General features: G+C 60.4%; 19 protein-coding genes and 7 pseudogenes. 24 read left to right on the plus strand and 2 right to left on the minus strand.

What is annotated here, in order from left to right:
* Positions 1-32: 32 nt before the first annotated feature.
* The 7 genes and pseudogenes from istA to AC0L3U_RS14665 all read left to right on the plus strand — a co-directional run.
* Positions 33-1,132 (plus strand): annotated as a pseudogene (gene istA, locus AC0L3U_RS14635) (IS21 family transposase); the annotation flags it as partial.
* Positions 1,133-1,823: 691 nt separating this feature from the next.
* Positions 1,824-2,984 (plus strand): TlpA disulfide reductase family protein, encoded by a 1,161-nt coding sequence (locus AC0L3U_RS14640; RefSeq protein ID WP_219682838.1) that lies wholly within the window; start codon positions 1,824-1,826, stop codon positions 2,982-2,984.
* Positions 2,985-3,738: 754 nt separating this feature from the next.
* A pseudogene (locus AC0L3U_RS14645) lies at positions 3,739-4,758 on the plus strand (aspartate-semialdehyde dehydrogenase); the annotation flags it as partial.
* A 1,197-nt stretch (positions 4,759-5,955) separates the two neighbouring features.
* A complete protein-coding gene (locus tag AC0L3U_RS14650) occupies positions 5,956-7,254 on the plus strand; it encodes a M16 family metallopeptidase (protein ID WP_374762372.1) in 1,299 nt (432 codons plus the stop codon).
* Entirely contained in the window at positions 7,251-8,531 is a 1,281-nt protein-coding gene (locus AC0L3U_RS14655) for a M16 family metallopeptidase (RefSeq protein WP_259217577.1), read from the plus strand. The genes AC0L3U_RS14650 and AC0L3U_RS14655 overlap by 4 nt, the downstream gene beginning before the upstream one ends.
* 62 nt (positions 8,532-8,593) lie before the next feature.
* Entirely contained in the window at positions 8,594-9,007 is a 414-nt protein-coding gene (locus AC0L3U_RS14660) for a type VI secretion system ImpA family N-terminal domain-containing protein (RefSeq protein WP_259217576.1), read from the plus strand.
* Positions 8,983-9,140, plus strand: a pseudogene (locus tag AC0L3U_RS14665) (TrbI/VirB10 family protein); the annotation flags it as partial. The gene AC0L3U_RS14660 and the pseudogene AC0L3U_RS14665, both read left to right, overlap by 25 nt.
* A gap of 47 nt (positions 9,141-9,187) precedes the next feature.
* Here AC0L3U_RS14665 and AC0L3U_RS14670 read toward each other — a convergent pair.
* Positions 9,188-9,778 carry a hypothetical protein gene (locus tag AC0L3U_RS14670; RefSeq protein ID WP_219682315.1) on the minus strand — a complete coding sequence of 197 codons (591 nt, stop codon included), beginning with the start codon at positions 9,776-9,778 and terminating at the stop codon, positions 9,188-9,190.
* Positions 9,779-10,105: 327 nt separating this feature from the next.
* On the opposite strand from AC0L3U_RS14670, the gene AC0L3U_RS14675 reads away from it, so the two are divergent.
* The 15 genes and pseudogenes from AC0L3U_RS14675 (at position 10,106) to AC0L3U_RS14745 (ending at position 22,291) form a co-directional block, all read left to right on the plus strand.
* Positions 10,106-10,426 carry an iron-sulfur cluster assembly accessory protein gene (locus AC0L3U_RS14675; RefSeq protein WP_259217575.1) on the plus strand — a complete coding sequence of 107 codons (321 nt, stop codon included), beginning with the start codon at positions 10,106-10,108 and terminating at the stop codon, positions 10,424-10,426.
* 39 nt (positions 10,427-10,465) lie between these two features.
* Positions 10,466-10,759 carry a NifU family protein gene (locus tag AC0L3U_RS14680; RefSeq protein WP_259217574.1) on the plus strand — a complete coding sequence of 98 codons (294 nt, stop codon included), beginning with the start codon at positions 10,466-10,468 and terminating at the stop codon, positions 10,757-10,759.
* A gap of 18 nt (positions 10,760-10,777) precedes the next feature.
* Positions 10,778-11,971, plus strand: a complete 1,194-nt coding sequence (nifS, locus tag AC0L3U_RS14685; protein ID WP_259217573.1) for a cysteine desulfurase NifS — start codon at positions 10,778-10,780, stop codon at positions 11,969-11,971.
* On the plus strand, positions 11,968-12,189 hold the full coding sequence (nifT, locus tag AC0L3U_RS14690) for a putative nitrogen fixation protein NifT (protein ID WP_219682318.1): 222 nt from the start codon (positions 11,968-11,970) through the stop codon (positions 12,187-12,189). Before nifS ends, nifT begins: the two co-directional genes overlap by 4 nt.
* A gap of 52 nt (positions 12,190-12,241) precedes the next feature.
* Entirely contained in the window at positions 12,242-12,412 is a 171-nt protein-coding gene (locus tag AC0L3U_RS14695; RefSeq protein ID WP_473362194.1) for a hypothetical protein, read from the plus strand.
* A 258-nt stretch (positions 12,413-12,670) separates the two neighbouring features.
* Complete coding sequence (locus tag AC0L3U_RS14700) at positions 12,671-14,776, plus strand: prolyl oligopeptidase family serine peptidase (protein WP_259217572.1); 2,106 nt, start codon at positions 12,671-12,673, stop codon at positions 14,774-14,776.
* 628 nt (positions 14,777-15,404) lie between these two features.
* A complete protein-coding gene (gene nifB, locus AC0L3U_RS14705) occupies positions 15,405-16,961 on the plus strand; it encodes a nitrogenase cofactor biosynthesis protein NifB (protein WP_219682319.1) in 1,557 nt (518 codons plus the stop codon).
* A 15-nt stretch (positions 16,962-16,976) separates the two neighbouring features.
* Complete coding sequence (locus AC0L3U_RS14710) at positions 16,977-17,201, plus strand: 4Fe-4S binding protein (protein WP_219682320.1); 225 nt, start codon at positions 16,977-16,979, stop codon at positions 17,199-17,201.
* A gap of 561 nt (positions 17,202-17,762) precedes the next feature.
* A complete protein-coding gene (locus AC0L3U_RS14715; RefSeq protein WP_374762366.1) occupies positions 17,763-18,305 on the plus strand; it encodes a 4Fe4S-binding leucine-rich repeat protein in 543 nt (180 codons plus the stop codon).
* Complete coding sequence (locus AC0L3U_RS14720; RefSeq protein WP_219682322.1) at positions 18,302-18,622, plus strand: nitrogen fixation protein NifZ; 321 nt, start codon at positions 18,302-18,304, stop codon at positions 18,620-18,622. The genes AC0L3U_RS14715 and AC0L3U_RS14720 overlap by 4 nt, the downstream gene beginning before the upstream one ends.
* The gene (locus AC0L3U_RS14725) at positions 18,619-18,873 is read left to right on the plus strand and encodes a nitrogen fixation protein NifZ (RefSeq protein ID WP_259217569.1); all 255 of its coding nucleotides are present in this window, start codon (positions 18,619-18,621) and stop codon (positions 18,871-18,873) included. The genes AC0L3U_RS14720 and AC0L3U_RS14725 overlap by 4 nt, the downstream gene beginning before the upstream one ends.
* Positions 18,870-19,229, plus strand: coding sequence for a DUF3024 domain-containing protein (locus tag AC0L3U_RS14730; RefSeq protein ID WP_219682324.1), 360 nt, complete (start codon positions 18,870-18,872; stop codon positions 19,227-19,229). Before AC0L3U_RS14725 ends, AC0L3U_RS14730 begins: the two co-directional genes overlap by 4 nt.
* Positions 19,230-19,240: 11 nt before the next feature.
* Positions 19,241-19,510 (plus strand): hypothetical protein, encoded by a 270-nt coding sequence (locus AC0L3U_RS14735; RefSeq protein ID WP_246648881.1) that lies wholly within the window; start codon positions 19,241-19,243, stop codon positions 19,508-19,510.
* 1,310 nt (positions 19,511-20,820) lie between these two features.
* Positions 20,821-21,546 (plus strand): annotated as a pseudogene (locus AC0L3U_RS14740) (IS5 family transposase); the annotation flags it as partial.
* A gap of 370 nt (positions 21,547-21,916) precedes the next feature.
* Positions 21,917-22,291 carry a DUF4189 domain-containing protein gene (locus AC0L3U_RS14745; RefSeq protein ID WP_219682325.1) on the plus strand — a complete coding sequence of 125 codons (375 nt, stop codon included), beginning with the start codon at positions 21,917-21,919 and terminating at the stop codon, positions 22,289-22,291.
* A 298-nt stretch (positions 22,292-22,589) separates the two neighbouring features.
* Here the strand turns inward: AC0L3U_RS14745 and AC0L3U_RS14750 are convergent.
* Positions 22,590-22,779: pseudogene (locus AC0L3U_RS14750) on the minus strand (transposase); the annotation flags it as partial.
* A gap of 82 nt (positions 22,780-22,861) precedes the next feature.
* Here AC0L3U_RS14750 and trbK-alt point away from each other — a divergent pair.
* A pseudogene (gene trbK-alt / locus AC0L3U_RS14755) lies at positions 22,862-22,978 on the plus strand (putative entry exclusion protein TrbK-alt); the annotation flags it as partial.
* Positions 22,979-23,027: 49 nt separating this feature from the next.
* Positions 23,028-24,329, plus strand: a pseudogene (trbL, locus tag AC0L3U_RS14760) (P-type conjugative transfer protein TrbL).
* The last annotated feature ends 3 nt before the right edge of the window (positions 24,330-24,332 follow it).

Raw genomic sequence — 24,332 nt, forward strand, 5'->3', positions numbered from 1 at the left:
CTAAACACGAAGGCAGCATGAGCATCGTCGTTATGCGAGACGATGCCGCTCCGTCGGGGTCGATGGCCGGATCACCGGTGATCGCCCGCGAATTGGGCCTCGACCGGAAGACGGTTCGCCGAACGATCGCCCGCGGCCTGGAGCCTCCAGTGTACGGACCTCGCAAGCCGCGTTCGCGACTGATTGAACCGTTCGTGCCGTATTGCGAGAGCGCGTCACGGCCTACCCCGGCCTGACCGGCCAGCGACTGTGGCGGGAGCTGCGCGAGCGCGGTTACGCCGGCGTTATACCGCCGTCACGGATTTGCTTCGTGAACTGCAGCCAACGCCATTGCCGGTATTCGAGGTTCGCTTCGAGACGCCGCCAGGAGACCAGGCTCAGGTCGACTTTGCTCACTTCCAGGTCGTCTTTACCGACGAGCCCTCGGTGACGCGGATCGTGTGGTTGTTCTCCTTCGTGCTCGGACATAGCCGGTTGATCTGGGCCCGGTTCGTCCTCCACCAGGACATGCAGACGGTCCTGCGCTGTCACATGGCAGCCTTTGAGGCGCGGCGTTCCCAAGGAGATCCTCTACGACCGCATGAAGACGGCGGTGATCGGCGAAGGAGGTGGCAGCATTGTCTACAATCGCGCGCTCATCGATTTTGCCCGGCATTACGGCTTCCAGCCCAGGGCCTGCCGCCCTTACCGGGCCAAGACCAAAGGCAAGGTCGAGCGGCCGTTCCGGTATATCCGCGAGGACTTCTTCCTCGCCCGCTCGTTCCGCAATCTCGACGATCTGAACGCCTAGCTGCGGCATTGGCTCGATACGGTCGCTAATCCGCGCGTGCACGCCACCACCCAATGCGTAGTCAACGAAGCCTTTGCGACGGAGAAGCCACACCTAGGCCCCTTGCCGCTGGCATCATTCCGCTCGGTGCTCAAATTGGAGCGGCGGGTCTCCCATGAAGGGATGGTGAGCGTCGGCGGCAATCTCTATAGCGTTCCCGACGCCACCCGGAAGCGGATCGTCGAGGTGCACACGCTCGCCAACGAGATGCAGATCTTCGAAGACGGCACCCTGATCGCCACCCATCCGATCCTTGATGGCCGCAGGCAGCGACGGATCGCGCCGCGCCATCGCAAGATGCCACGCCTTTGCCCCAGCGGTATTGCCGACACCAATGCGAAGGACGTCGCTCGCAAGTTGTCCTGGCCACACAATCGTGCAGCGGATGTGCGGAGGTGGCCCCGAGGCTGTCAGTACCATCTCCCGCGACTGGTTGAAACCGGAATGCGGGGAAATCAACATGGCGACGGGAGTAACTGCGCCGCTTTGGCGAGGTAGACTTGGCTTCCTATGTTCAAGCAGGGCTCGCACCGGCTTTCGCGCCTGCGATTCCGACGGAGCAGCTCGCGCACGAGGTCATCGGCTTCCGTGGTCATCTGGACCGCGCCGAACAGGCAGCTTTGCAGCCCGGTTCGGAAAGCTGGTGCCGTGTCCGATGCTGACCGCTGTTGTTCTTTGCGACCCCACGTCCGCACGCTTGCAATTTGTCGGTCAGCGGGCATCATCCGGTTTCTCACGCGCCGCCTATTGGCGCAGCGCGGCTCACGGATGCGCATTCGCATGACAATGTTTTGGCGGCACGAAGGGCGCGATGTGTGCCCGAAATCTGACACCGACGCAAAGCATGTCAGGTTACATACAGGGGACCCTACTGGTCGTGTGGATGTTTTTCAAAGCTTTATCATGTACTCAGTGGGCGCGGACAGCCTGGCACGGTGATTGCTAACTCAGGTGAAGCGACAAGGTCGCGCAGCAAGTAACTTTGGAGAAAATCATGGTGCTGTGCATGGCGTCCCCGGCTCCTTCGCTCAAAGTCGAGAACTGGCTGCGTGGCGAGCCCCTCACGAACTTCCAGCCAGGGAAAGTGTACATTGTCGAATTTTGGGCAAGTTGGTGCGGCCCATGTGTGAGGGCGATGCCACATCTGATAGAGCTGCAAGCAAAATACCAAGACGAGGGGCTTGAGGTCGTCGGAGTCGCAGCTAGCGAACAAGCACCAACGGCGGATGAGGCTCGCACCAAGTTGGACGCATGGTTGACTGAAAAATTCTCAAATCTGAACTATCGAATCGGGTTCGACAGTACAGGCGAAATGAACAAGCTTTGGATGGATGCCAGCTCTTCTCTTGGGGTTCCGACATCGTTCGTCGTCGACCGCGACGGCCACATTGCCTTTATCGGTCATCCGATCCAAATCGACGACGTCTTGCCGAAAATTATCAACGGCACTTGGCGCGGCAGCTATCAAGCTAAAGCCGCTGATGCGAAACGAATTGCGAAAGACCAACGCCTAGCGCGCGAATTGTCAATGCGCCGGACAATTCGACCGGCGATGGAAGCAAATGATTGGCCGACAGCGCTATCAGCGATCGAAGAGGGCATTGCCGCGATGCCGGACAATCTCAATCTCCGCGAGATTCATGCGGATCTGTTGCTTCACAAAATGCGCGACACGGCGACCGGGTTCCAGGTCTTACGCCAACTGGTCCGAGATGCGATTGAGAAACAGTCAGAGGCTGTGCGTGGGCTGATTGTCGTGATGACGCAACTCTTTGATCCGGAGAACGATAAGGCCCACCTTCCGCGTGCGGAACGCTTCGCGATCGGCAGGGATGTGTCGGAACATATCCTTAATTCAGCGCAAGCCAGCGGCGGCCTCAACTTCTCTTCTTATAGGGTGGTCGCTCAGTATTACTACGAGAGTGGTGACAACCAACGCGCGATCGAGCTGATCGAGCGGGCAATGACATGGCTAGACCATCCGAAAGCAATGCCGGACGATATGAGGGAAGGTGCGAAAAAGTATTATATGCCGCAGTTGCTCCAGACCTTGGCCAACTACAGGGGCGAGAAGGTTTGTTGCAGCGGGTCTTGTTCGATTTCGCAGGAAAAGTCTCCTGGAGCTCCCAAAGTGCAGCCGCAGGAGGAGACATGAAGAGAGACGTTAATCGGAGGTGCACGATCGGGGCTATCTAAGCGCCTTCGAAGCGCTCGCGACCGGCAGAACGTCTAGGATCATTTGGGCGATTGCGACACGCAGGTCACAAGGAAAACCTAGCCCACAACGAGTGATGCGACGCCCTGCGGCCCGTCTTCGCTGGGTGTCTGGTTACTGCTTGTATTCAGGGGTGTCGCTGGCCGTTTTACATGCTCGGTTTGGTGGCTCGAAACTATCAATCGGCAACTCACATCGAGCATTACTCACGCAGTTATGTTCGCCTTGCCAGCACAAACAGCCCCGAAGAACTTAAATGCAAGCAGGATCGAGGTTCGATCTGACAGTCTTATTGCGGTTGCGCCGCCGCAGATGTTGATCCAGTTAGGCTACGATAGACCTGAACAGAACTTGTTGTCCCTTAAAGAAGGTGGCCGGGTTCAGACAATGCTGAAGGCGACTTGAGAATGTCCGATCTCGAATGCTTCAAACCATCCGTGGCTCTTCAACATCAAGTTTTGGGACAACTCTCCCGCATAAGTCGCCGCCATGTTCGCGACCACCAAACGCATGACCAAAACCACCACGGCCTTCGGGGCCCGGGGAGGCGTGCGCGTGTAGTCGTCGACTAGAACGCAATCCACTCTACCGAAGCCCCGCCCTCGTTGGTCCGGGGCGTTTTTGTTGTCTTCAGCTCACAGCATGATCCGGAAAAGTGGAATCCGGTTTTCCGACAAGATCATGCTCAACTTGAATGGAGGAGAATGTGAGTAACGATCCCGTCGTCGCGATTGTCGGCGTCACCGGTGCGGTGGGCGCCGAATTCATCGCCACCATGGACAAGCGCGGCTTTCGCGTCGGCAAGCTCAAGGCGCTGGCCAGCGCCCGCTCGGCCGGCAAGACGGTGTCGTTCCGCGGGCAAGACGTCGTCATCGAGGAGCTGACCGAACGCGCCTTCGAAGGCGTCGACATCGCCCTGTTCTCCGCCGGCGGCAGCATCTCCAAGAAGTACGCGCCGATCGCCGTCAAGGCGGGGGCCGTCGTCGTCGACAACTCCTCCGCCTTCCGGATGGACCCGAACGTGCCGCTGGTAATCCCCGAGATCAATGCGAACCGCATCCGCGACCACAAGGGCATCATCGCCAACCCGAACTGCGCCGCCATCACGGCGCTGGTGCCGCTATGGCCGATCCACCAGACCAACCGCATCAGGCGCGTGATCATCTCGACCTATCAGGCCGCGAGCGGCGCCGGCGCCGCCGCAATGGACGAGCTTGTCGAGTCCACCCGCGCCAATCTCAACGGGCAGGTCTATACGCCCAAGGTGATGCCGCACCCCTATGCCTTCAACCTCTTCAACCACAACACCGCGGTCGATCCCGAGACCGGCTACAATGATGAGGAGACCAAGGTCATCAACGAGACCCGCAAGATCTTCGAGGACGAGACTATCGCCATCGGTGTCACCTGCGTCCGCGTGCCGGTGCTGCGCGCCCATTGCGAGGCCATCACCTTCGAATGCGAAAAGCCAATCACCGAGGACCAGGTCCGCGCCATCATGGCGCAGGCACCCGGCGTGAAGATCGTCGACGACCGTGCCAAGAACAACTTCCCGATGCCGATCGACGCCTCGGGTCAGGACGACGTCCTGGTCGGCCGCATCCGCAAGGACCTCAGCGATCCCTCCGGCCATTCGATCTCGATGTTCGTGGCGGCGGATCAGCTGCTCAAGGGCGCGGCGCTGAACGCAGTGCAGATCGCGGAGCTGTTGCCAGGCAACAACGCGGTGGGCTCTTGGCGTGTCGTCGATGTTGCGGAAGAAAAGTCGCGTACTTGCGCGGCGGCTTCGCCCTGCAGGGAATCTTCGCTTTCCTCAACTGACAGCAGTTCGTCGAGTGTGCTGTTCGTTACCTCGATCGACGAACTGCTTAATGGCGATGCCGCCAATGCCGTCCTCGCCGCCGCCGGTTACAACTTCCGGCGGGCTCCAGCTTTTGTTGCGCCAATCCTCGCCCAGCTCATCATCCGACTTCAGCTCGTCTCAAGCTGAAATCCGTATTCTTCATGGACGACTACCTATCTTGAAGACGGCGACTGGGCCGTGCCTACCCGCACGATCGCCATCATCTATCTTCAAAGGCGCCGTTGCCCACCGCGAGGGCTATGCCGCCGCTGGGATCGCGGGCACTGCGTCCATATCGTCTATCATGCGGATCGCCTGTGGACAGGGCCGCACCCCCGTCTAAAGCATGCCCGGATGGCGCGGCTTGGACCCGAAGAGAATTCATCGAAACCTCCGGATTAGTGAGCTGGTGCGCACGCTCCAATTCACTGGTGATGTCGCCGCCGAGCTGCTCGATGATCCCGCTCAGCTAGGTCGTCAGTTCCTCGACCTGTTGGGGCTCGTGTCCTGACGCGCGACAAAGCCATGCAGGTTAACAGGCATGGTAATCCTTTCTTAATAGCGTTGGTGCGCTCCCTACGAGCCGTTCAAGCCCTACGGAGATCAAGTCGTGTAGGGATGCTCAGAAAAGTGGGGCAGCGGCGAGGCGGCGAGTTGTCGTGCGAGGTCGTGTGCAATGTCGTGTTCGCAACATATCGGCGGATACCAAACAAATGCGGGTTGGCTTTCGGAGAGGAGACACGCGTTGCGCTTCGCTTGCGTGCAGTTGGCCGCGTAGCGGCCCGTGCGCAGAAGTGTCAGGCGATCGGCCCGACATTTGCTCCGCTGCTTGCCAACGGCGTGCGGCTCACCTGCTTTGTCGCGATGTCCGCTGCAGAACGTGGATCTCTACCGACCAAAGGCCATGACATGAAGAATTCCAGGTCCCTGACAATCAAGGTGCTAGGCACGGCCACTTTTGCCCTGGCTTTGATCACGCGTACAGCGCTGGCGGTCGAGTCCAAAACGGAAAATGGCCGGGATCCTAGCTCCCGGGGCGCTCCTGTGAACAGGAGCGTTCTTGCCTAGATCACACCCACCCGCGAACGACCAGCGAGCTTCATACTTCAGAACGGCCTGCAAGTCGTGGTGATCCCGGACCACCGCACGCCCGTGGTCACGGAGATGATCTGGTACAAGGTCGGTTCGGCGGACGAGACGCCGGGCAAGTCCGGGCTCGCGCACTTCCTCGAGCACCTGATGTTCAAGGGCACGGACAAGCACCCGGTCGGCGAATTCTCCCAGACCGTGCTTCGCGTCGGCGGCAACGAGAACGCCTCCACCTCGGTCGACTACACCAACTACTACCAGCGCGTGCCGCGCGAGCAGCTGCCGACCATGATGGAGTTCGAGGCCGACCGCATGACCGGCCTGATCCTCAAGGACGAGAACGTGCTGCCGGAACGCGACATCGTGCTCGAAGAGTACAACATGCGCGTCGCCAACAATCCCGACGCGCGGCTGAACGAGCAGATAATGGCCGCGCTCTATCTCAACCATCCCTACGGCCGGCCCGTGATCGGCTGGCACCAGGAGATCGAGAAGCTCGATCGCGAAGATGCGCTCGCCTTCTACCGCCGCTTCTACGCGCCCAACAACGCGATCCTGGTCATCGCCGGCGACGTCGAGGCCGCCGAAATCCGTCCGCTGGTCGAGCGCAATTTCGGGCCGATTGCCGCCCAGCCGGCGATCCCGGCGCGGCGCATCCGCCCGCAGGCGGCCGCGCCGCGCACCGTCACGCTGTCGGATCCGCGCGTCGAGCAACCCAGCGTGCGGCGCTACTATCTGGTGCCCTCGGCCGCGACCGCCGCAGCCGGCGAGAGCGCCGCCCTCGACGTGCTGGCGCAGTTGATGGGCAGCGGCAGCAATTCCTATCTCTACCGCGCCCTCGTCGTCGACAAGCCGCTCGCCGTCTCCGCCAACGCTAGCTATTCAAGCATCTCGCTCGATCCGACCCAGTTCGCGGTCTCGGCCGCGCCGAAAGCCGGCGTCAGCTTCGTCGAGGTCGAGCAGGTCGTCGACGGCGTCATCGCCGACCTCGCGCAGAACCCGGTTCGCGCCGAAGACCTGGAGCGGGTCAAGACCCAGCTCATCGCGGAAGCGATCTACGCCCAGGACAACCAGGCGGTGCTGGCGCGCTGGTATGGCGGCGCGCTGACCACGGGCCTGTCGATCGAGGACATCAGAAGCTGGCCGGACCGCATTCGCGCGGTCACCGCCGAACAGGTGCGCGCTGTCGCACAGAAATGGCTCGAGAAGAAGCGCTCGGTAACGGGCTATCTGATCAAGGACACAGCTAGCACCAAGCGCGAGGAGAAGCGTTCGTGACCTATCCTTTTGCTTTCTCGCGCGCGCGGCGCGTCGCATTGTCCGTTGCCACCGGCGCGGTGCTCGCGCTGGCTACGATCTCGCCGTCACAGGCGGCCGCAAAGATCCAGCACCTGATCTCGCCGGGCGGCATCGAGTCCTGGTTCGTGCAGGACGCGACCGTGCCGCTGATCGCCATGGAATATTCCTTTGCCGGCGGCTCGGGCCAGGATCCCACGGACAAATCGGGGGTCGCCAATCTGGTCGGCGACCTCCTCGACGAAGGCTCCGGCGATCTCGACTCCAAGACGTTCCACGAACGTCTGGACCGCCGCGCCATCGAGCTGTCCTTCAGCGCCACCCGCGATAGCTTCCGCGGCAGCCTGCGCATGCTGCGCGACAACAAGGACGAGGCCTTCGACCTGCTCAGGATGGCTTTGACCTCGCCGCATTTCGAGGCCGCCGACGTCGAGCGCATCCGCTCCCAGGTGATCTCGGGGCTGCGCCGCGAGACCACCAATCCATCATCGCTGGCGAGCCGCAAATTCCTGGAGGTCGCCTTCGGCGATCATCCCTATGCCCGGCAGACCAACGGCAACCTCGACAGCGTGCCGACCATCACGGTCGCCGACATGAAGGACTATGTCGGCCGCGTGCTTGCCAAGGACGGACTGAAGATCGCGGTGGTCGGTGACGTCGATCCGGCCACGCTCGGCAAGCTGCTCGACCAGACCTTCGGCGCGCTCCCCGCCAAGGCCAACCTCGTGCCGGTGCCCGACATCGAGGCCGCCAAACCGCCGCAGCGCGCCTTCGTGGCGCTCGACGTGCCGCAAACGGTGATCACCTTCGGCGGCCCCGGCGTGAAGCGCAGCGATCCGAACTTCATGGCGGCCTATGTCGTCAACCACATCCTCGGCGGCGGCGGATTGTCCTCCCGGCTCTATCGCGAGGTCCGGGAGAAGCGCGGGCTGGCCTATTCGGTGTTCGAGTCCCTGCTATGGATGGAGCATTCGGCGGTCTTCATCGGCAACACAGGCACGCGCGCCGACCGCGCCGGCGACACCATCGATGCCATCGAGAAGGAGGTGCGCCGCATCGCCGAGGAGGGCCCGACGCAGAAGGAGCTCGACGAGACCAAGTCCTATCTCAAGGGCTCGCAGATGCTGGCGCTGGACACCTCCTCCAAGCTTGCGCAGGCGCTGCTGCAGTACCAGCAGCCAAGCGGCGCTTTGATCAATCGGATTCTCAAGCATCATTTTTCTTCTGCGTTGAGGTGCAGCATAACGGCTTCCGGATGACCGAAATACCGCGTCGTGCTAGTAGGTGCAAGGTTCCTTCCAAAGAGTTCTGCTCGCACTCGATGACAGCGACAAGAAGTCCGTCTCGAGGCGATATCGATGCACGTTCGTGCCGCGGTGCTGCGCCTGTGCCGGGTCCCGCGCCTGCCGGCATGAATGTCCGTGATGTGCCCGAATTCGAACGGCTCGAAGCCGAACTGCGGCGCATGGATGCCGGCGGACCAACTGCGGTTGATTGGAGCAAAGTCAGTACGCTGTCGTTCCATATCCTGGCGAACCAGTCGAAAGACATTCTGGTTGCCTGTTGGGCCGCCTATGGTCTCTTTCGGACCAAAGGATACCAGGGCCGACCAAGCGGGGACGGGCGCGGATCGGAGCGATCGATTGGCTCGTTTGCCGCGTTGCCGGCCGAAGTCGGCAGCACAACCACTGACCTTTCGCTGGTCGATCAAGTCCTCGCCGAAAATATCTGCTGATTCCCCAGGGTGCGAAGCTGATCGGCCAACACGACAGCTCTGTCGGTTCGGCCAGAGCCGCATCCTCTTGGTCTGGACCGGCGCCATCATGCCCGACGGCAACTCGATTGTGCTGGAACGCCAACCCGGCGCCTGCCGCAGCAGCCGCTGAGCTGGCGAGAGACGGTCCGAGGCGCTTCCTCAGACGGGGCGGTTTTCGCTTCTGTTCTTTACCGGCTCCATTTTGGCCAGGCCGTCCTCGTATGAGATCTCCGTGTATGATCCATCGATGTCCTTGGCTGCGTCGAGCAAGTAGTCGAGTCTACCGGCGGTACCGAGCTTCTTGATGTCATTCTTGTCGACGCCGGCGAGGTCCATCATCTCTTTCCACACAGTTGATTCATCGCAAGGCAGAATGCGGAAGGTGATCTCGCCTATCTTGGTGCGGTACTTCGCGAGCAGATCAACGTTGTTGCAGAAGATGAAATAGCTGCCTTTGGGGCTCAACCTGCCGTCCAGCACCTTTGCGGCCTCAGGTAGATATGCGAAGGAATGCAGATATCCGGCAAGAACTGGAATGGTGGGTTCGCCCTCCTGCGCGATTGCAAGAACTTGTTCGATAGAATAGTCCGGCGGTCGTTTTTCGTCGGCGAGCTGGGATTGAAACTTCAGCGCGATGTCGCCTCGAAATCCAAATCGCCCCGACTTCGTTGTTTCACTCTTAAGCACCGCATTCAGCAACCGCCCCTCCTTGTCCAGCGGGCCAAGAGCGGTGTTGTCGATCGAGGTCATGGAAGGCTCCCCATCAATGTGTGGTGTGCACGCGTCGCCCAATGCGACGTGTCCGCTACCTTCATGCAAGTTGTTTGCCGTCCCCCTATGTCTGCGTCGACGTAGAGCGTAAGCGGCGGCTTGGCGCGATGTGCATGGATACGTGCTGGCACCATCACCAGGTCTCGGCCGGATGATGTTGGGATGCTGGAAAGCCGCCTGTCGCGAACCCGACAGGTCGCAAATCGAATGGGTCGTCGCCTGCAAGACCAAGTGATTTCAGCTGCATCTCGACTGGCATGGGATTTGCGAAGTGTACCTTGCCACAGAAGTGAGAGCGAGCCAGAGATGATCAACCTAACGGATAGCGCCATCAACGCACTGAAGGCCGCAATCTCCTCGACAGCGCAGCCGGCGAGCGGTTTGCGGATCATGATCGAAGGCGGCGGCTGCCAAGGGTTCACATACAAAATGGGCCTTGCCGATGAGCCGAGCTCCGATGAGACCGTGTTCGAGCAAGGCGGGATTAAAGTCTTCGTCGACAACGCGAGCCGGGCGCATCTGAGCGGCACCACGATCGATTTCGTGGTGTCACTCGAAGGATCAGGGTTCCGCTTCGATAACCCAAATGCCAAATCGAGCTGCTCCTGCGGCAAATCGTTCGGCTAAGTTGCCTTGGGACCATTGGCGATGGAAGGAGCATCGAACATGGCCCTGAAGGCTGAACGAACGAATCAGTCTTCGACTGTCGAGCCTGCCGATCGCGAGCGGATTGTCAGCGCCGTGCTCGATGAGATTCGGCCAAGCCTCAGGCGTGATCGTAGAGATTGTGAGCTCGTCGAAATCGACGGCAACAAGATCATGGTCAGGCTTACCGGCGCCTGCATGTTATGCAAGCTTGCGGGCACGACGCTCGCGGCCATTCAGGCGCGCCTGGTCGAGCGGCTCGGCGAGTTCGTCCGCCTGATCCCGCTCCCCGGAGCTGCCAAAGTGGGACATTAAGTGCAGAGCGGAGAGTCCGTGCGGCCGATCTACCTGGATAACAACGCGACGACCCGTGTACATCCCTTGGTGGTTGCGGCGATGCTGCCGTTCTTCTCTGCGCAATTCGGCAATGCGTCGTCCGCGCACGCATTCGGCATTGAGGTTGCGCCCGCATTAAAACAAGCGCGCCGGAAGGTGCAGGCCCTCATTGGCGCGGCATTCGATCACGAGATCGTCTTCACCTCGGGCGCGACTGAATCCGACAACACGGCGATCCTGTCGGCGCTCGCCGTACAGAAGGGACGCGACGAGATCGTCACAACGGCCGTTGAGCATCCGGCCGTGTTGTCTCTTGCCGAGGAGCTGGGCCGACGAGGAGTCAAGACCCATGTCATTCCGGTCGATGCAAGCGGCCGATTGGACATCGAGGCTTATCGCAACGCATTGTCGAGGCGCACGTCAATCGCCTCGGTCATGTGGGCCAATAATGAGACGGGTACGATCTTTCCGGTGAAATCCCTCGCCCAGATGGCGCGCTCAGTCGGCGCGCTCTTTCACACCGACGCGGTCCAGGCGGTCGGGCGGATTCCGATTGACCTGAAGACCACGGACATCGACATGCTGTCGCTCTCCGGCCACAAGCTCCATGGTCCGAAGGGGATCGGCGCGCTGTATCTGCGCAGCGGCATCAAGTTCCGGCCGCTGATCTTCGGCGGCGTTCAGGAGCGGCGTCGCCGCGCTGGCAGCCAAAACGTTCCGGGCATTATTGGGCTCGGCAAAGCGGCGGAACTCGCAGCAGCACACCTCATACAAGAGCAGATGCAGATTGGCGCCCTTCGCGACCGGCTGGAGCAAGGCATTCTCGCTGTCGGCTGTTGCATGGTGCTTGGCCATATCAAGAATCGCTTGCCAAATACGTCAAACATTGCCTTCGAGCATCTCGAAGCAGAGGCAATCGTCCACCACCTGAACCGCAACGGAATTGCCGTCTCACTCGGTTCGGCCTGCGCGTCCGGCTCGATGGAACCGTCCCACGTCCTGCGCGCGATGAAAGTACCACCGGCCTTCTTGCGCGGTGCGGTTCGCTTCTCGCTGTCGCGCGAGACGGCGCCGGATGAGATCGATCGTGTCCTACAGGTCATGCCGGACATCACTGCCAAACAGAGAGCCTTGTGGCGTGCGCGTCAGGAGCGCGCGGGCGAGAGCTCACAACTTGCGGAGCTCCCATGAAGGTCATGATTCGCCGTTCGCCCGAGACGGGCCTTTCGATTTATGTGCCCAAGAAGGATCTTGAGGAGCCGATTGTCGAATGGGAGCACGAGACGCTGTGGGGTGGTTGGATTAGAATCGCGAACGGCTGGGTGCTCGACCTACCGGCGATGGCGAGTGACACCACTCTACCAATCACTATCAACGCCAGGAAGCGCGGCGGCGAAGCAACCGAATGATGAATGCTGCGGTTCCACAGACTTCGCCAAACCAGCGATGCGGAAGCTATTCTTGCCGGGGCGGTCCGGCATCTGCGAGGAAGGCCACATCGTTCCTTGGGCTTGGGCCTGGCGTAGCGGAAGGTTTCAGCCGAGCGCGCTGATCACTCCGGAAGCGCTCGAAGCGTTCTTCGGAACCAAGATCGCGGCGGCGCACGGTGGCAAACGCAACATCTCGGCCTAGGCCAGCACTGAGGCGTCGGGCCAGCGCGTTGGCGTTGATGGGGGAAACCCTCGCGACGCCCATTGCACTGACATCGCCAGCCCGGTCGTCGCATTAACGGCGTCAGGCCAATTGCTGCAACTCCGCAACATTCAGTGTCGAGAGGATTGAATGTCGCGCCGGGCCAGGTCGTAGCTGAAAAATCGTGATGCAACGTTCGCGATGCAAATCCTTGAACCATGTCGGAGCTACGCGTCAATGCCAAGGTTGTAATGAAGCATGGTCACAGAAAGAGCCTCGACGAAGTCGCGAACCGGAAGGCCAACGCCTTCCGCTCCTGACGATGATCCCTATCTATGGCTGGAACAGATCGAAGGCGCGCGTGCGCTGAACTTCGTCGAGCGGCAGAATAGCAGAACACTTCAGGTGTTTGGCGGACCGGCAGCCGAACGAGACAGAGATGCGCTGACGGCGATTTACGACCGACCTGACAATATCCCCTATGTCAGCCGGCGCGGCGGGTATCTCTACAATCTGTGGAGGGACGCCAACAATCCACGCGGCCTCTGGCGGCGAACCACCCTGGAAGAGTATCGCTCGCTGAAGCCGTCATGGGACGTCTTGCTCGACCTCGATCAACTTGCCGTCAGCGAAGGCGAAGACTGGCTTCTAAACGCCACGGTCGCACCGCCTGGAAGTCACTCGCGGTGGATCTTGAGTCTATCGCGCGGTGGCAGCGATGCCGTGACCTTGCGTGAATTCGACACTGATACGAAGCTCTTCATCCGCGATGGCTTTATCTTGCCCGAAGCCAAAGGCAGCGGCGTATGGTTCGATTCTGATACGCTCGTGTTGTTAAGCTCCTATGGCGACGGCATGGCCGCGACCACCGGCTATGCGCGCACGGTGAGGCTGTGGCGGCGCGGTACGCATGTTGAGCAAGCGGCAGTGATCTTTGAGACCAAGGCTGCTCATGTGTCAGTCGATTGCAGTGTTGACGACACCGTCGTGCCGCCCAGGATCTGGTTCCTCGATGCGACAGACGTCTCCAATTGCGTGGTCTGGCTCGGCGATGAAACGGGCGCCAAGACGAGGCTCGATCTGCCAAGTAACATCTGGATGCGGTCGCATCGCAACTGGCTTGCCCTGAAGCCGCGCGAATCCTGGTCTGTGGCAGGGCAGACCTATGCGGCGGATACGGTGCTCGTCATCCCGCTGCCGGCATTCCTGGCGGGCAGCCGCCAATTCGAGGTTCTCTTCGAGCCGGGTCTGCGCCGTGCGCTGCAGAGCTTCTTTTGGGCTGCGGGCAAGCTCGTGCTTTGCATTCTCGACGAACTCCGGCCAGTCTTCGAGATCTGCACACCATCCGATTATGGCTGGAACCGCGAGCAATTGGCCGGGCTTCCTGATCTTGGCGTCGTCGAAATCTGGTCTTTCGATCGCGATCCGTCAGAGAGCAATGGCGACTTGCTGGCCCACGTCGAGGATCCGCTCACGCCGCCGTCCCTCATCCTGATGGAGCGCGGCGTTACCAGTCCCGCCGTGCTGAAGCAGGCGCCGAAGACGTTTGCCGCGGAGCACTGCGTGGTCACGTGGCACGAGGCCATCTCGATCGACGGTGAGCGAATTCCCTATCTGCAGACCGGTCCCGTCAGGCAGCCCGGCAACGCGCCGGTCCATATGAGCGGATATGGCGGGTTTGGGATCTCCGTGAAACCGTACTACAATTCCGCGCTCGGTAAGCTTTGGCTCGATTGCGGCGGCACCACGGTTCAGGCAAATTTGCGCGGCGGCGGCGAGTTCGGCACGCGCTGGCACGACGCCGGTCGGCTCGCCGGCAAGAGATTGTCGCATGATGATTTCGCAGCGGTTGCCGCCGATCTCGTTAGGCGCGGCGTGACACAGGCCAAGCGGATCGCGGCCGAGAGTGGATCAAACGGCGGCATCCTCATCACCAATATGTTAACGCGATATCCCGAGCGCTTTGGCGCGCTGTTCTGCGCGATCCCGCTGATTGACATGCGCCGCTACACAAAACTGCTCGCCGGGGCGAGCTGGCTCGCCGAATATGGCGATCCCGACAACGCTGAGGAGTGGGAGTGGCTGAAGACCTATTCTGCGTATCATACCGCAAGACCCGGGCAGTCCTATCCACCGATCCTGATGGCCACCAGGCGGCGGGACGATCGCGTCCATCCCGGACATGCGCGCAAAATGGTAGCGAAGCTGCAGGCGATGGGCTATGAGGCGTATTTCTACGAGCATGCCGCTGGCGGCCACGGCTACGGCAAGGACAACCGGGAGCACGCCGAGTTGCTGGTGCTGGGCCTCCGTTTCCTGAAGAGCAGGATCGGCTGGCTGGATGCCGAGACCTCAGCGATGTAGGTAGTTGTTGGACGGCAGTTCGAGCGATGTCGACCGAGGCGGCTGCAGCTCGTGAATCTGATCGGCATCTACACCCCCGCGATCTATTCGAGAGCCAGCCAACGTTTGGACGCACGATCGAATTCGTGGCTGTCGGCACCGTGGCCACCAGGCGTTTCTCTTCACCTGCCTGACAATGCCTTCCGGAATGTCACGTAGAGGCCCGCGTGATCTTCGGCATAGGTCGGTAACGGGGCTGCTTCTTGTCTGCAACTACGAAGAATCGCCACACCAAGTTGTCCTTCAAAGCGTCCGGAACGTCTTTTGCGGATTGTGCTTTGCACTGGCGTCACATTTTGGCGACAAGATCAACTTTACAGGACGCCAGCCGCCCTGCTCTTCCAAGCGCCTAGATGAAGCAGCCTACCCGTCGCCAAAACAACGCTGCCAGCGCTCTTGTGATCGCAATCTCTGTCAGCTTTCCAACATGAGTTGATAACACCGACATACGAGCAACGTGACCTAACTGCTTGAAGCGAACGCAAAAATCATTTGTGGCAGACATGGCACGCCAGTTGCTCTTGGCTCTTCAGAAACGACTCTGGGGATGTTTGCCGGAAAAGTGCGGCCTGCGGAGAGAATTGGAAGAATGAGTACTTCAGCGCAACACCAGCTATCCTGCGGCGGCGGCGAGATCAGAGAGACCATGCAAGTTATGGCTAAGCACAAGGGCTGCGGTACGATCGGTGGCAGCGGGAAGGCGAGCTGCGGATCTCAGGCCGGCATCGGCAATCTGCCAAACGAGGTCTGGGAAAAGGCGAAGAACCATCCCTGCTACAGCGAGGAGGCGCACCACCATTATGCCCGCATGCATGTCGCGGTCGCACCCGCCTGCAATATCCAGTGCAATTACTGCAATCGCAAATACGATTGCGCCAACGAATCGCGCCCAGGCATTGCCAGCGAGAAGTTGACGCCAGAGCAGGCCGCCAAGAAGGTGCTGGCGGTCGCTTCCGCGATCCCTCAGATGAGCGTGGTCGGCGTTGCCGGCCCTGGCGACCCCCTGGCGAATCCGGACAAGACATTCAAGACGTTCGAGCTCGTCAACAAGCTCGCGCCAGATATCAAGCTGTGCCTCTCGACGAACGGTCTTGCGCTAGCCGATCATGTCGACACGATCACCAGACTCAAGGTCGATCACGTGACGATCACGATCAACATGATCGATCCCGAAATTGGTGCAAAGATCTATCCATGGATCTTTTACCGCCACAAGCGCTACACCGGAATTGAAGCCGCAAGCATCCTCAGCAATCGGCAGCTCCAGGGCCTGGAGATGCTGACCGCGCGCGGCATCCTGTGCAAAGTCAACTCGGTGATGATTCCCGGGATTAACGATCAGCATCTGGTTGAGGTTAACAAGGCCGTGAAGTCGCGCGGCGCCTTCCTGCATAACGTGATGCCGCTGATATCGTCGCCCGAGCACGGCACCGTGTTCGGTCTCGGTGGGCAACGCGGCCCGACCGCACGGGAAGTGACCGCGTTGCAGGACAGCTGCGAAAGCGAGATGAACATGATGCGTCATTGTCGCCAGTGCCGGGCCGACGCCGTCGGACTGCTCGGGGAGGACCGCGGCGCAGAGTTCACCATGGAAAAGATCATGGCCATGAACATCAAATACGACCAGCAGGCCCGAAAGGAGTATCAGGCCAAGGTCGAGAAGGCGCGCATTGCAAAGCTTGCGGCCAAGCAGGAGAAGCTTGCAGAGCTCGCCAGCGCGTCCAGCGAAATCAAGGTGCTGGTGGCGGTTGCAACCAAGGGCTCGGGATTGATCAACCAGCACTTCGGTCATGCCAAGGAGTTCCAGATCTACGAGCTCTCGACTTCCGGCGCAAAATTCATTGGTCATCGTCCTATCCACCCCTATTGCCAGGACGGCCATGGCGAGGACAGCAAGCTCGAAATCGCCATCGGCGCCATCAAGGATTGCCACGCCGTATTCGTCTCAAAGATCGGCGGCTGCCCGAAGGCCGAATTGATCAAGGCCGGCATCGAGCCGGTCGATCAGTACGCCTGGGAGTCCATTGATGGGTCAGCAATCGCCTGGTTCAAACTCTATCTCGATAAAGTCAACGAGGGAAAGATCAAGCACGTTGAGCGGGTCGATTCGGCGGCCAGCCACAACGCGCTGATTTCCGCCGCCTGAGGATGGGTTCAGATAATGCCGTTCAAGATCATCGCCTCACAATGCACGGGCTGTTCGGCGTGCGAAACACAATGCCCGAATCTCGCTATTTCCGAGCGAGCCGGCGTTTTCCTGATCGATCCTGAGAAATGCACCGAGTGCGCCGCCTACTTTGATGAACCGCAATGCGTGGCGGTTTGCCCGGTTGACAATACGTGCGTGCTCGACACGGCGCTGCCGCGTCACCAGATGCCTGCGTGAGGGCCACGATGGATGTCACCACGACACGAACGGTTCAGAAACTCTGGCGGGTAATGCTCGACGAGGCGCCGGTCGCGCCGGTCGCCTTGTCATACCGGGTGGACGGTTCGCCCTGGTCGCCGGCTTTTTCGCCAGTTGCTAAGCCATATTCTGGAGACGCGAATATCGGCGGGAGCGCGTTAAGCTATTCCTGTCGACCCGAAGGCCGCTTTCTCCAGCGCCAAGGGACGATTTCGCCGATGGGCCGACGAAGAGCGGACCCGTCTTCAGCGATATCAATCCAGTCACCTGCGGCCAGCCTTGCGCAGGCGACATTCATGCCCAAGGCCTTTAGTCGGTCATCCGAGAGAAACGAGGGCGTCCACACCGAGTCCTGTGTTGGTCGCACGGTGTCGAGCCGGCCCAGCATCATCCCAAGGCGGCAGAGCTATCCTATCACCTCGATGAAAGTGCCGAAATCTACCTGCGCCAAGCCAAGCCGTTGGCACCCGACCACGTGATGCGGAGACGAATTTCCTGCCACCGGCGCGGTCGGCCCCACCAAGCCGGAATTCGGCTGCAATGAGAGCACCTCGCGTGGGACTTCCAGTTCTCGGTCAAGGCTTGTTGCCTACTTGGAGATGCGTCTCGGGCAACTCGGGGAAGGACGGCAGCTGTCGAGAGACTGCTCGGGTTGGCGCCAAGGTGTTGTTAGGCACGCTCGAGCGTATCGGCGGGACCGTGAGTGGTGACGTCCACAACGCCCTCAGTTGCCGGGGTAATCAGGTCGACTCTGCCGGCTGTGCGCATCCCGCGCTGAAACGCGCGGCTCGCCGCCGGCTCAAGCACGCCCCCGTCGAGGACGGACGCGCGTGCCGCGTCGACGGCTTCTTCAACATCAACCATGGGCTGACGGACGGTTATCTCAAGCATCTGGATCTTAAGTTGCGGGCGTTGATTTTGCTGCACTGGGATCCCGAAAGGCTCATGCAACTCATGATCACAGCCGCGCCGCCGTGCGGGGATCGAACGCGGTTGATCGAGGATCATGATAGGGCGCTCCGTAAGGCCGGGCGCTCGCGAGGCGCGGTACAGTTGAAGCATGGAACGGAGACGACAGCATGAGCAACATCGTCCGTGATAGTGACATCGTCGAGTTGACGGACGCCCCCTTCTTTGATTATGGCGACAAGGTGCAGGCAAACCGCACCATCCGCAACGACGGCACCTATGTGGGCAAGGAGATCGGTGAGGTTCTGGTCAAGAAAGGCGAGCTTGGTTATGTCGTCTCGATCGGCACGTTCCTGCAACAATTTTATATCTATGGCGTCGAATTCCTCGACTCCGGCTATCGCGTCGGCATGAAATGCAAGGAGCTCGATCTAGTCACGCGAAGTCACGGAGGCGAGGAGCCTTGCTTGTCAGGAAGGGCACCCCGATGATCGAACCGAGGTTGCCAAAATACTGCTCAGGCCAACGTGTCAAGGCTGCAATCGATCTGCTCAACGACGGTTCCTTTCCCGACGCGTCGGCGGAACAGTGTCTGGTCAGCGTCGGACACATTGGTGAGATCGTACAGGTCGGTCGCCATACGGAAGCGAACCTACCCATTTATATGGTCGACTTCGGCAAGCAGTTGGTGGTTGGCTGCCTCGAGGCAGAAATTTCCGCAGTCCAGGACATCGCGCAATGAACGCCGCCATCATCAGACGACATCATTCCGGATTGCCCGCGCATCCCAACGAGCTCGACCGGTGGCGGCTCGTGCGCGCGCTGACGAGGCGCGAGCGCTACCGATATGTCTCGCCAAAGGTGACAGCGATTGCTGGCGGCTATCTGGTCGAGAGCCCGTGCTGCTCAGGCAATATCGATGCGGAGGGAGGTCTCGTCGACGTCGCGCTGTTGCACCACGATAGGACTGGGGCGGCATGGCAGCTGTTCCGCAAAGATCACCGCAAGGGCGTCTGGGAGTGGCATTCGACCCATCAACGGCTTGGCTTGGCGACAGCGGTTCTGAACGCCGACCCTGAACGTTTGTTCTGGCAATAAGGATTATGCAGATGGTGCTCGCCGCAGGCGAATTGACGAACATCGAGCAGACGCTCGCCGCTATTGATACAGCGTCTGAGCCCTGCCTCACGCTCCGGCAGAAATTTCCACATCTCGCCTGGATTTGTTGCGAGGCCTCTGACATGACGCAGAGTCCGTTCCACCGCGTTGGACAGTTCGACCTGCATCTGCTCGACAGTGGCGGTCAATGTGCACAGATTACGAATGATCCGCAGCGCGCCACCGGCATTGTGCTGGCCAAGCGCTCTGGCAAGTCATGATCAAGCAATCGCCTGCCGGTGCCAAGCTCACCCAGGACGGCTAGGCCCGCGGGTTGTTTACCATGCGGTAGTGACCAGTCCGGGGAATATCACGACGCTGGTTCGTCGGGTCCATGAGACGGGGGCAGCGATCGTTCTCGCAGCGGAATTGCCTGGGTATCTCAACGTGGCTAGTTAGATCAAGAATACTGCGGCAGATCAAATTAGGACGGGCGAGCCGTGCTCGATCAGCTGACGAGGATCCGGCATCGCAAGATTTGCCATTGTGAGTACTTTCACTTAAAGCCGCTGCGCTTCGGAAAATAGGACAAGACGTTTGTTCTTCGCGCGGTAACGCCGTGCACTCGCCGTGGAGGCCGGTTAATGATGCGCGCTCAAGTGAGGCAGTGCGAGTGTCCCGCGATCCAGCGCTACTCCATCAATACTGGCGCCTGAAAATATCATTCTACGAAATGTCTTGGTGAGCTGAGGTCGGAGCATTCAAGAAGCGCTTTTCGAGTTGTCTTTCGAAGGCGCATCGAGCGTCCCTTCTCTATTGCTCGCTTCCATGTTGAAGCTGGGTGACGTGCATGTCGAGAATCGGGTTTGTCACGCAGATAAAATCCAGGGAGGACAAATTCGCGTGTAGTTCCAGTTCTTATCTCGAAGAGAAAAATCCGCTTGAATAGTTGTCGATGACCATTGATATGGTAATGGGAAGCAGCTGCGTCTTCGCCAAAAACAAGGTGCTGCAAATGTGCAAAGTGAAATCGGAGAACACCACGTGGCAAAAACCGCCAAGCGCAAAGAGTATAGTAAGGATGACGTCAAGCTGCTCAAAGCGCACTCAAAGGCTCGCACCCCTGTAGCTAGGGTTTCAAAGCTGATGAAGCGATCCGAGGGGTCTCTACGACAGAAAGCACGTACCTTGGGGATTGGCTTGGGTCACCAGCGCTGAGATATGATTCAATTTTCGGAAATTGACCGGCGTGATGGACGACCGCCAGGGCAGCTGATCGTTTCAGGTCCTGCGTCCGAGGGTCAGCTCGCGCGATGAACGAGCTGACTGGTCTGCCGATAGACCGGCCCGCTTGGCCTAGACCTCATCGGTTGTCATGGTTTTAATCAGCGACTGATAAAGGCGCGTCTGTGAATATAGATCTACCACCCGGAATGCGGTCCGCGAGCGTGCCGGCGGATCATCAGCTCGGCCGGCAGACGTCATTCGGCGCTAAGCTGTCTCTCGCTGCTAGGGTCTGAACCTAAATAGCGCCACGTGATTCTCTTGCCTCCGTGTTCTTGATTCGGGAGCGAGACAATGCTCCCGGGGTAGGCAATGGGCTCGTATCGAACCTCATCTGCCGACGGGACTGACGGGGCCGGATCGGGACGACGATCGGCGCATCATCAGCGGTATTGTTCACATGCTGCTATCGGGTGCGCGATGGCGTGATTGTCCGCGCGAATACGGTCCTTACACGATGATCTACAACCGCTTCAATCACGGGGCCAAGCGCGAACGATGGTGCGCAATCTTTCAAGCACTGCTCAAAGCTGGCAAAGATGCCGTCGTGCTGTCGCTCGACTCGACTTCGATCAAAGCTCATCGGTGTGCCTCCGGCGGAAAAGGGGGAGCACAATCAGGCAATCGGCCGCTCGCGGGGAGGCCGTACGACAAAAATCCATGCGCTGAGTGATCCGCTCTGCCGACCGGTCGTCCTGCATCTGGCCCTCAGGTCAGGATGCCGACATCGCTGCCGCGCCCGATGTTCTGGCGCTCGCACCGCCCATGAGCGCGCTTCTCGCTGACAAAGGGTACGACGGGGACAACCTTCGGCCGAAATCGCTGGTCGCGGCGCCAAGCCCGTCATTCCCAATAATCCAACCGTGTCGTCATTCATCGTTTCAACAAACGCGACGGAGGCCGAAATGTCATCGAACGCTGCTTTTGCCGGCTCAAGGACTTCCGCCGCATCGCCACATGATACGACAAGCTCGCCCGGAATTTCTTGGCCGCTGTTCAGCTCGCAGCTCTCGTCGCATATTGGCTCAATTGAGTCTGTACCCTAGTTTGCTGTAAGCGGGGCGAGACCGTGAAATCCTCTTGCAGCTGTTGGCGGTAGCCCACCGCAAGTCTCTTAGGGCGCCGCGCGCATTGCCAAAAAGGAATTGCCTTCAACCCGGATCAAGTCCGTGGGGCAAGGTCCGGATGCGTCAGCCCCTCGATCCTTGTCCGCTTTCTGACGGCGGTGCACAAAGCTGTGAGATTCAAAACACCCTGCGCCGTTTGCGTATCGCGAACCGTTTCAAAGCACAATCAGGCGCTTAGTGCGCGCGAGGAGCGCTGGCACGGCCCTTGCTGTATCTCGCCGTAGGGCAGGAGGCGCCAATCGCTGCGATGCTCAATTCCAAATGGAGAAAAAGTGAATGCGTAAACTAATAATCGGCGTCCTCGCGCTGTTCATTTCAAACACTACCGCGTTCGCCGGCTCCGGGGCCATCGCATACTCCAAACCAGATGACGTGGTCGGTGTCTCGCACGGGTGTAGATCACAAAGGGGCGCTAAACGGTGGGCCCTGCTCGACTGTCGCCGCAAGGGCGGCTCGGATTGCAAAATCGAAGCTTACGAAAACAACGCTTGCGCCGCCGTTGCCATAGGCAATGGACGCGGGCTGGGACGTGCGTGGTGGTCCCACCCATTTGGTGAATTTGAAGAGGAGCTATCGCAGCAAGGCGCGGTGGCCGGATGCAATGAGACCGGCGACGTGGACTGCAAGCTGCGGGCCAGGGTTTGCCACTAAGGCCCCTCAGTAAGCCAACGCCCTAAGGAAGGAGGTCAGGCGAACCCAATTTGTAGCAGACATATCCAGCCGAACTCCGCGACTGAAGAGAGTTCTGTGCGTCAAGTTCAGCAAAGTCGGTCATGGGATCCGGCCGAGCCATCCCCTCGGAGCCGCCGTCGCTCGCCTCACCCAGAAGCGCAGCGGGCGAGCGACGGCGGCGGGGGGGTGGCGTCCATCCCTTTGGTGGGCCCGAGCATTGTCAGGCCGCTTGGCGTAGCGCCTCCTTCTTGTGGTCCTTCAACAGATCCATGTTCAGCTAGCGACGGTCGTCGAGCCAAGGCTCATGGCGATTCGACGGTCAACGCACGGACGAGCCGTAGACAGCTCTCGCCATTGGGGAAGATACGTACCACATAGGTGCGTCGCCTGATCTCCTCGTTGAGCCGCTCCAGCATGTTGGTCGACTTCATGTGCTTGCGGTGTGCCGGCGGCAGGCGGAAGTGGGTGTCCGCCATCCATCGCCGTCCCGCGCCACAACCCAGATCCGACGCTCCTGCTGTCTCTACGCCCGACGATCTCTCGGCCTAGCTGCACCGCTGCCGCGCGCTTCGCCCCCAGGATGCCAAAGATCCGCATTGCCAGGCGGTCTGGGAGGAGAACCGCGCGCGGTTGTTCGGCGGGCCGGCGCGGCCCGTGCCGCAACAGGCCGCGCCAGCCACACCGTCGACGACGAACGCTGCGGAGGGAGATAACGATGAACAACGTCGGCGTCATCGACACCTTCCTCAACACCTTCACCACCTATATCGATTCAGGCTTCGGCCTGATCCAAGGCGAGACCACTTCTCTCGCCTCGACGCTGATCGTCACTCGACATCACCTTGGCCGGCCGTTCTGGGCGTGGGGCGCCGACGAAGGCATCCTCCAGCGGCTGGTGAAGAAGACGCTCTACATCGGATTCTTCGCCTTCAACACTCTCTCGGGCATCATCTTCAATAGCTTCGCCGGCCTTGGCCTGAAGGCCGGCGGCGACAGCCGATTTTCTGGGGCCCGGCCGGCTCGCGCAGGTCGGTCTCGACGCGGGGCACCCACTGCTGAACGCCGCAAGCCAGATGCTGGGCTTCACCAGCTTCTTTGCAGTTGCGGTGCTGATGGTGTCCTGGCTCCTGGTCCTGATCGCCTTCTTCATTCTGGCGGTGCAGCTATTCGTCACGCTGATCGAGTTCAAGCCGACAACGCTGGCCAGCTTCATCCTGATTCCCTTCGCCCTCGACAACAAGATTGCCTTTCTCGCTGAGAAGGTGCTGGGCAATGTCGTCGCCTCCGGCGTGAAGGTGATGGTGCTCGCTGTCTCGTTGGCATCGGCACCGGACTGTCTCGCAGTTCACCACCACCTATGGCGGCGGCCAGCCGACGATCGAGCGGGGGTTTTCTGTCGTGCTCGCCGCACTCACCATGCTCGGCCACGGCGCCCGGCATCGCTAACGGTCTGTTCCTGGCGCGCCGCAGCTTGGCACGGGCGCTGCTGTCGGAGCTAGCTCGCCGTCGCCGGCACGGCGATGGCGGCGCTTCGCTCGCTCTCGCCGGAAGGGGAGCGATGGCGGCGGCCTCGGGTGCGGCGGCCGCCGCGCGTGGTGGTGCGGCGATGGCGGGAGGCGTGTCCTCCCCCTACCGCCTCGCCTCGGCCGGTCGGTCCGGCGCGGGCCACGTTGCGTCCGGCCTTAGCGGCGCGGGCCGTGCGGCGGCCAGTGCTGTCGCCGCACACGTCAGGCGCGCCGCCGAGCAAGCAACCGGGGCAATGCAGGAGAGCTTCGCCTCAGGCGCCCGCGCCAGTTTCGCTAACACGGGTGGTTTCTCGACTACGGGAGTCGTTGAGGGTGGCGAGGCCGCAAGAGGGAGCCGCTTCCCAAGGAGCGAGCGAGGTTTGCCCACCTGGGTCCAGCGCATGAAACGCAATGAGGCGGTTGTTCGCAGCGCGCAGTCCGCCGCGCAAGCCCTCAAATCCGGCGATACCCATGGCGGCGGCCACTCCGTCGACCTCTCGGGAGGAGAATAACGA

This window comes from Bradyrhizobium sp. Kon69, from assembly GCF_055807515.1.

Bases quoted from the DNA above. Each gene is read 5' to 3' on its own strand.
- AC0L3U_RS14725 (WP_259217569.1), top strand. From the start codon at position 18,619: ATGATCGAACCGAGGTTGCCAAAATACTGCTCAGGCCAACGTGTCAAG.
- AC0L3U_RS14675 (WP_259217575.1), top strand. From the start codon at position 10,106: ATGATCAACCTAACGGATAGCGCCATCAACGCACTGAAGGCCGCAATC.
- AC0L3U_RS14680 (WP_259217574.1), top strand. From the start codon at position 10,466: ATGGCCCTGAAGGCTGAACGAACGAATCAGTCTTCGACTGTCGAGCCT.
- nifB (WP_219682319.1), top strand. From the start codon at position 15,405: ATGAGTACTTCAGCGCAACACCAGCTATCCTGCGGCGGCGGCGAGATC.
- AC0L3U_RS14715 (WP_374762366.1), top strand. From the start codon at position 17,763: ATGAGAGCACCTCGCGTGGGACTTCCAGTTCTCGGTCAAGGCTTGTTG.
- AC0L3U_RS14710 (WP_219682320.1), top strand. From the start codon at position 16,977: ATGCCGTTCAAGATCATCGCCTCACAATGCACGGGCTGTTCGGCGTGC.
- AC0L3U_RS14735 (WP_246648881.1), top strand. From the start codon at position 19,241: ATGGTGCTCGCCGCAGGCGAATTGACGAACATCGAGCAGACGCTCGCC.
- AC0L3U_RS14660 (WP_259217576.1), top strand. From the start codon at position 8,594: ATGACAGCGACAAGAAGTCCGTCTCGAGGCGATATCGATGCACGTTCG.
- AC0L3U_RS14700 (WP_259217572.1), top strand. From the start codon at position 12,671: ATGGTCACAGAAAGAGCCTCGACGAAGTCGCGAACCGGAAGGCCAACG.
- AC0L3U_RS14730 (WP_219682324.1), top strand. From the start codon at position 18,870: ATGAACGCCGCCATCATCAGACGACATCATTCCGGATTGCCCGCGCAT.
- AC0L3U_RS14720 (WP_219682322.1), top strand. From the start codon at position 18,302: ATGAGCAACATCGTCCGTGATAGTGACATCGTCGAGTTGACGGACGCC.
- nifT (WP_219682318.1), top strand. From the start codon at position 11,968: ATGAAGGTCATGATTCGCCGTTCGCCCGAGACGGGCCTTTCGATTTAT.
- AC0L3U_RS14640 (WP_219682838.1), top strand. From the start codon at position 1,824: ATGGTGCTGTGCATGGCGTCCCCGGCTCCTTCGCTCAAAGTCGAGAAC.
- AC0L3U_RS14745 (WP_219682325.1), top strand. From the start codon at position 21,917: ATGCGTAAACTAATAATCGGCGTCCTCGCGCTGTTCATTTCAAACACT.
- AC0L3U_RS14670 (WP_219682315.1), bottom strand. From the start codon at position 9,778: ATGACCTCGATCGACAACACCGCTCTTGGCCCGCTGGACAAGGAGGGG.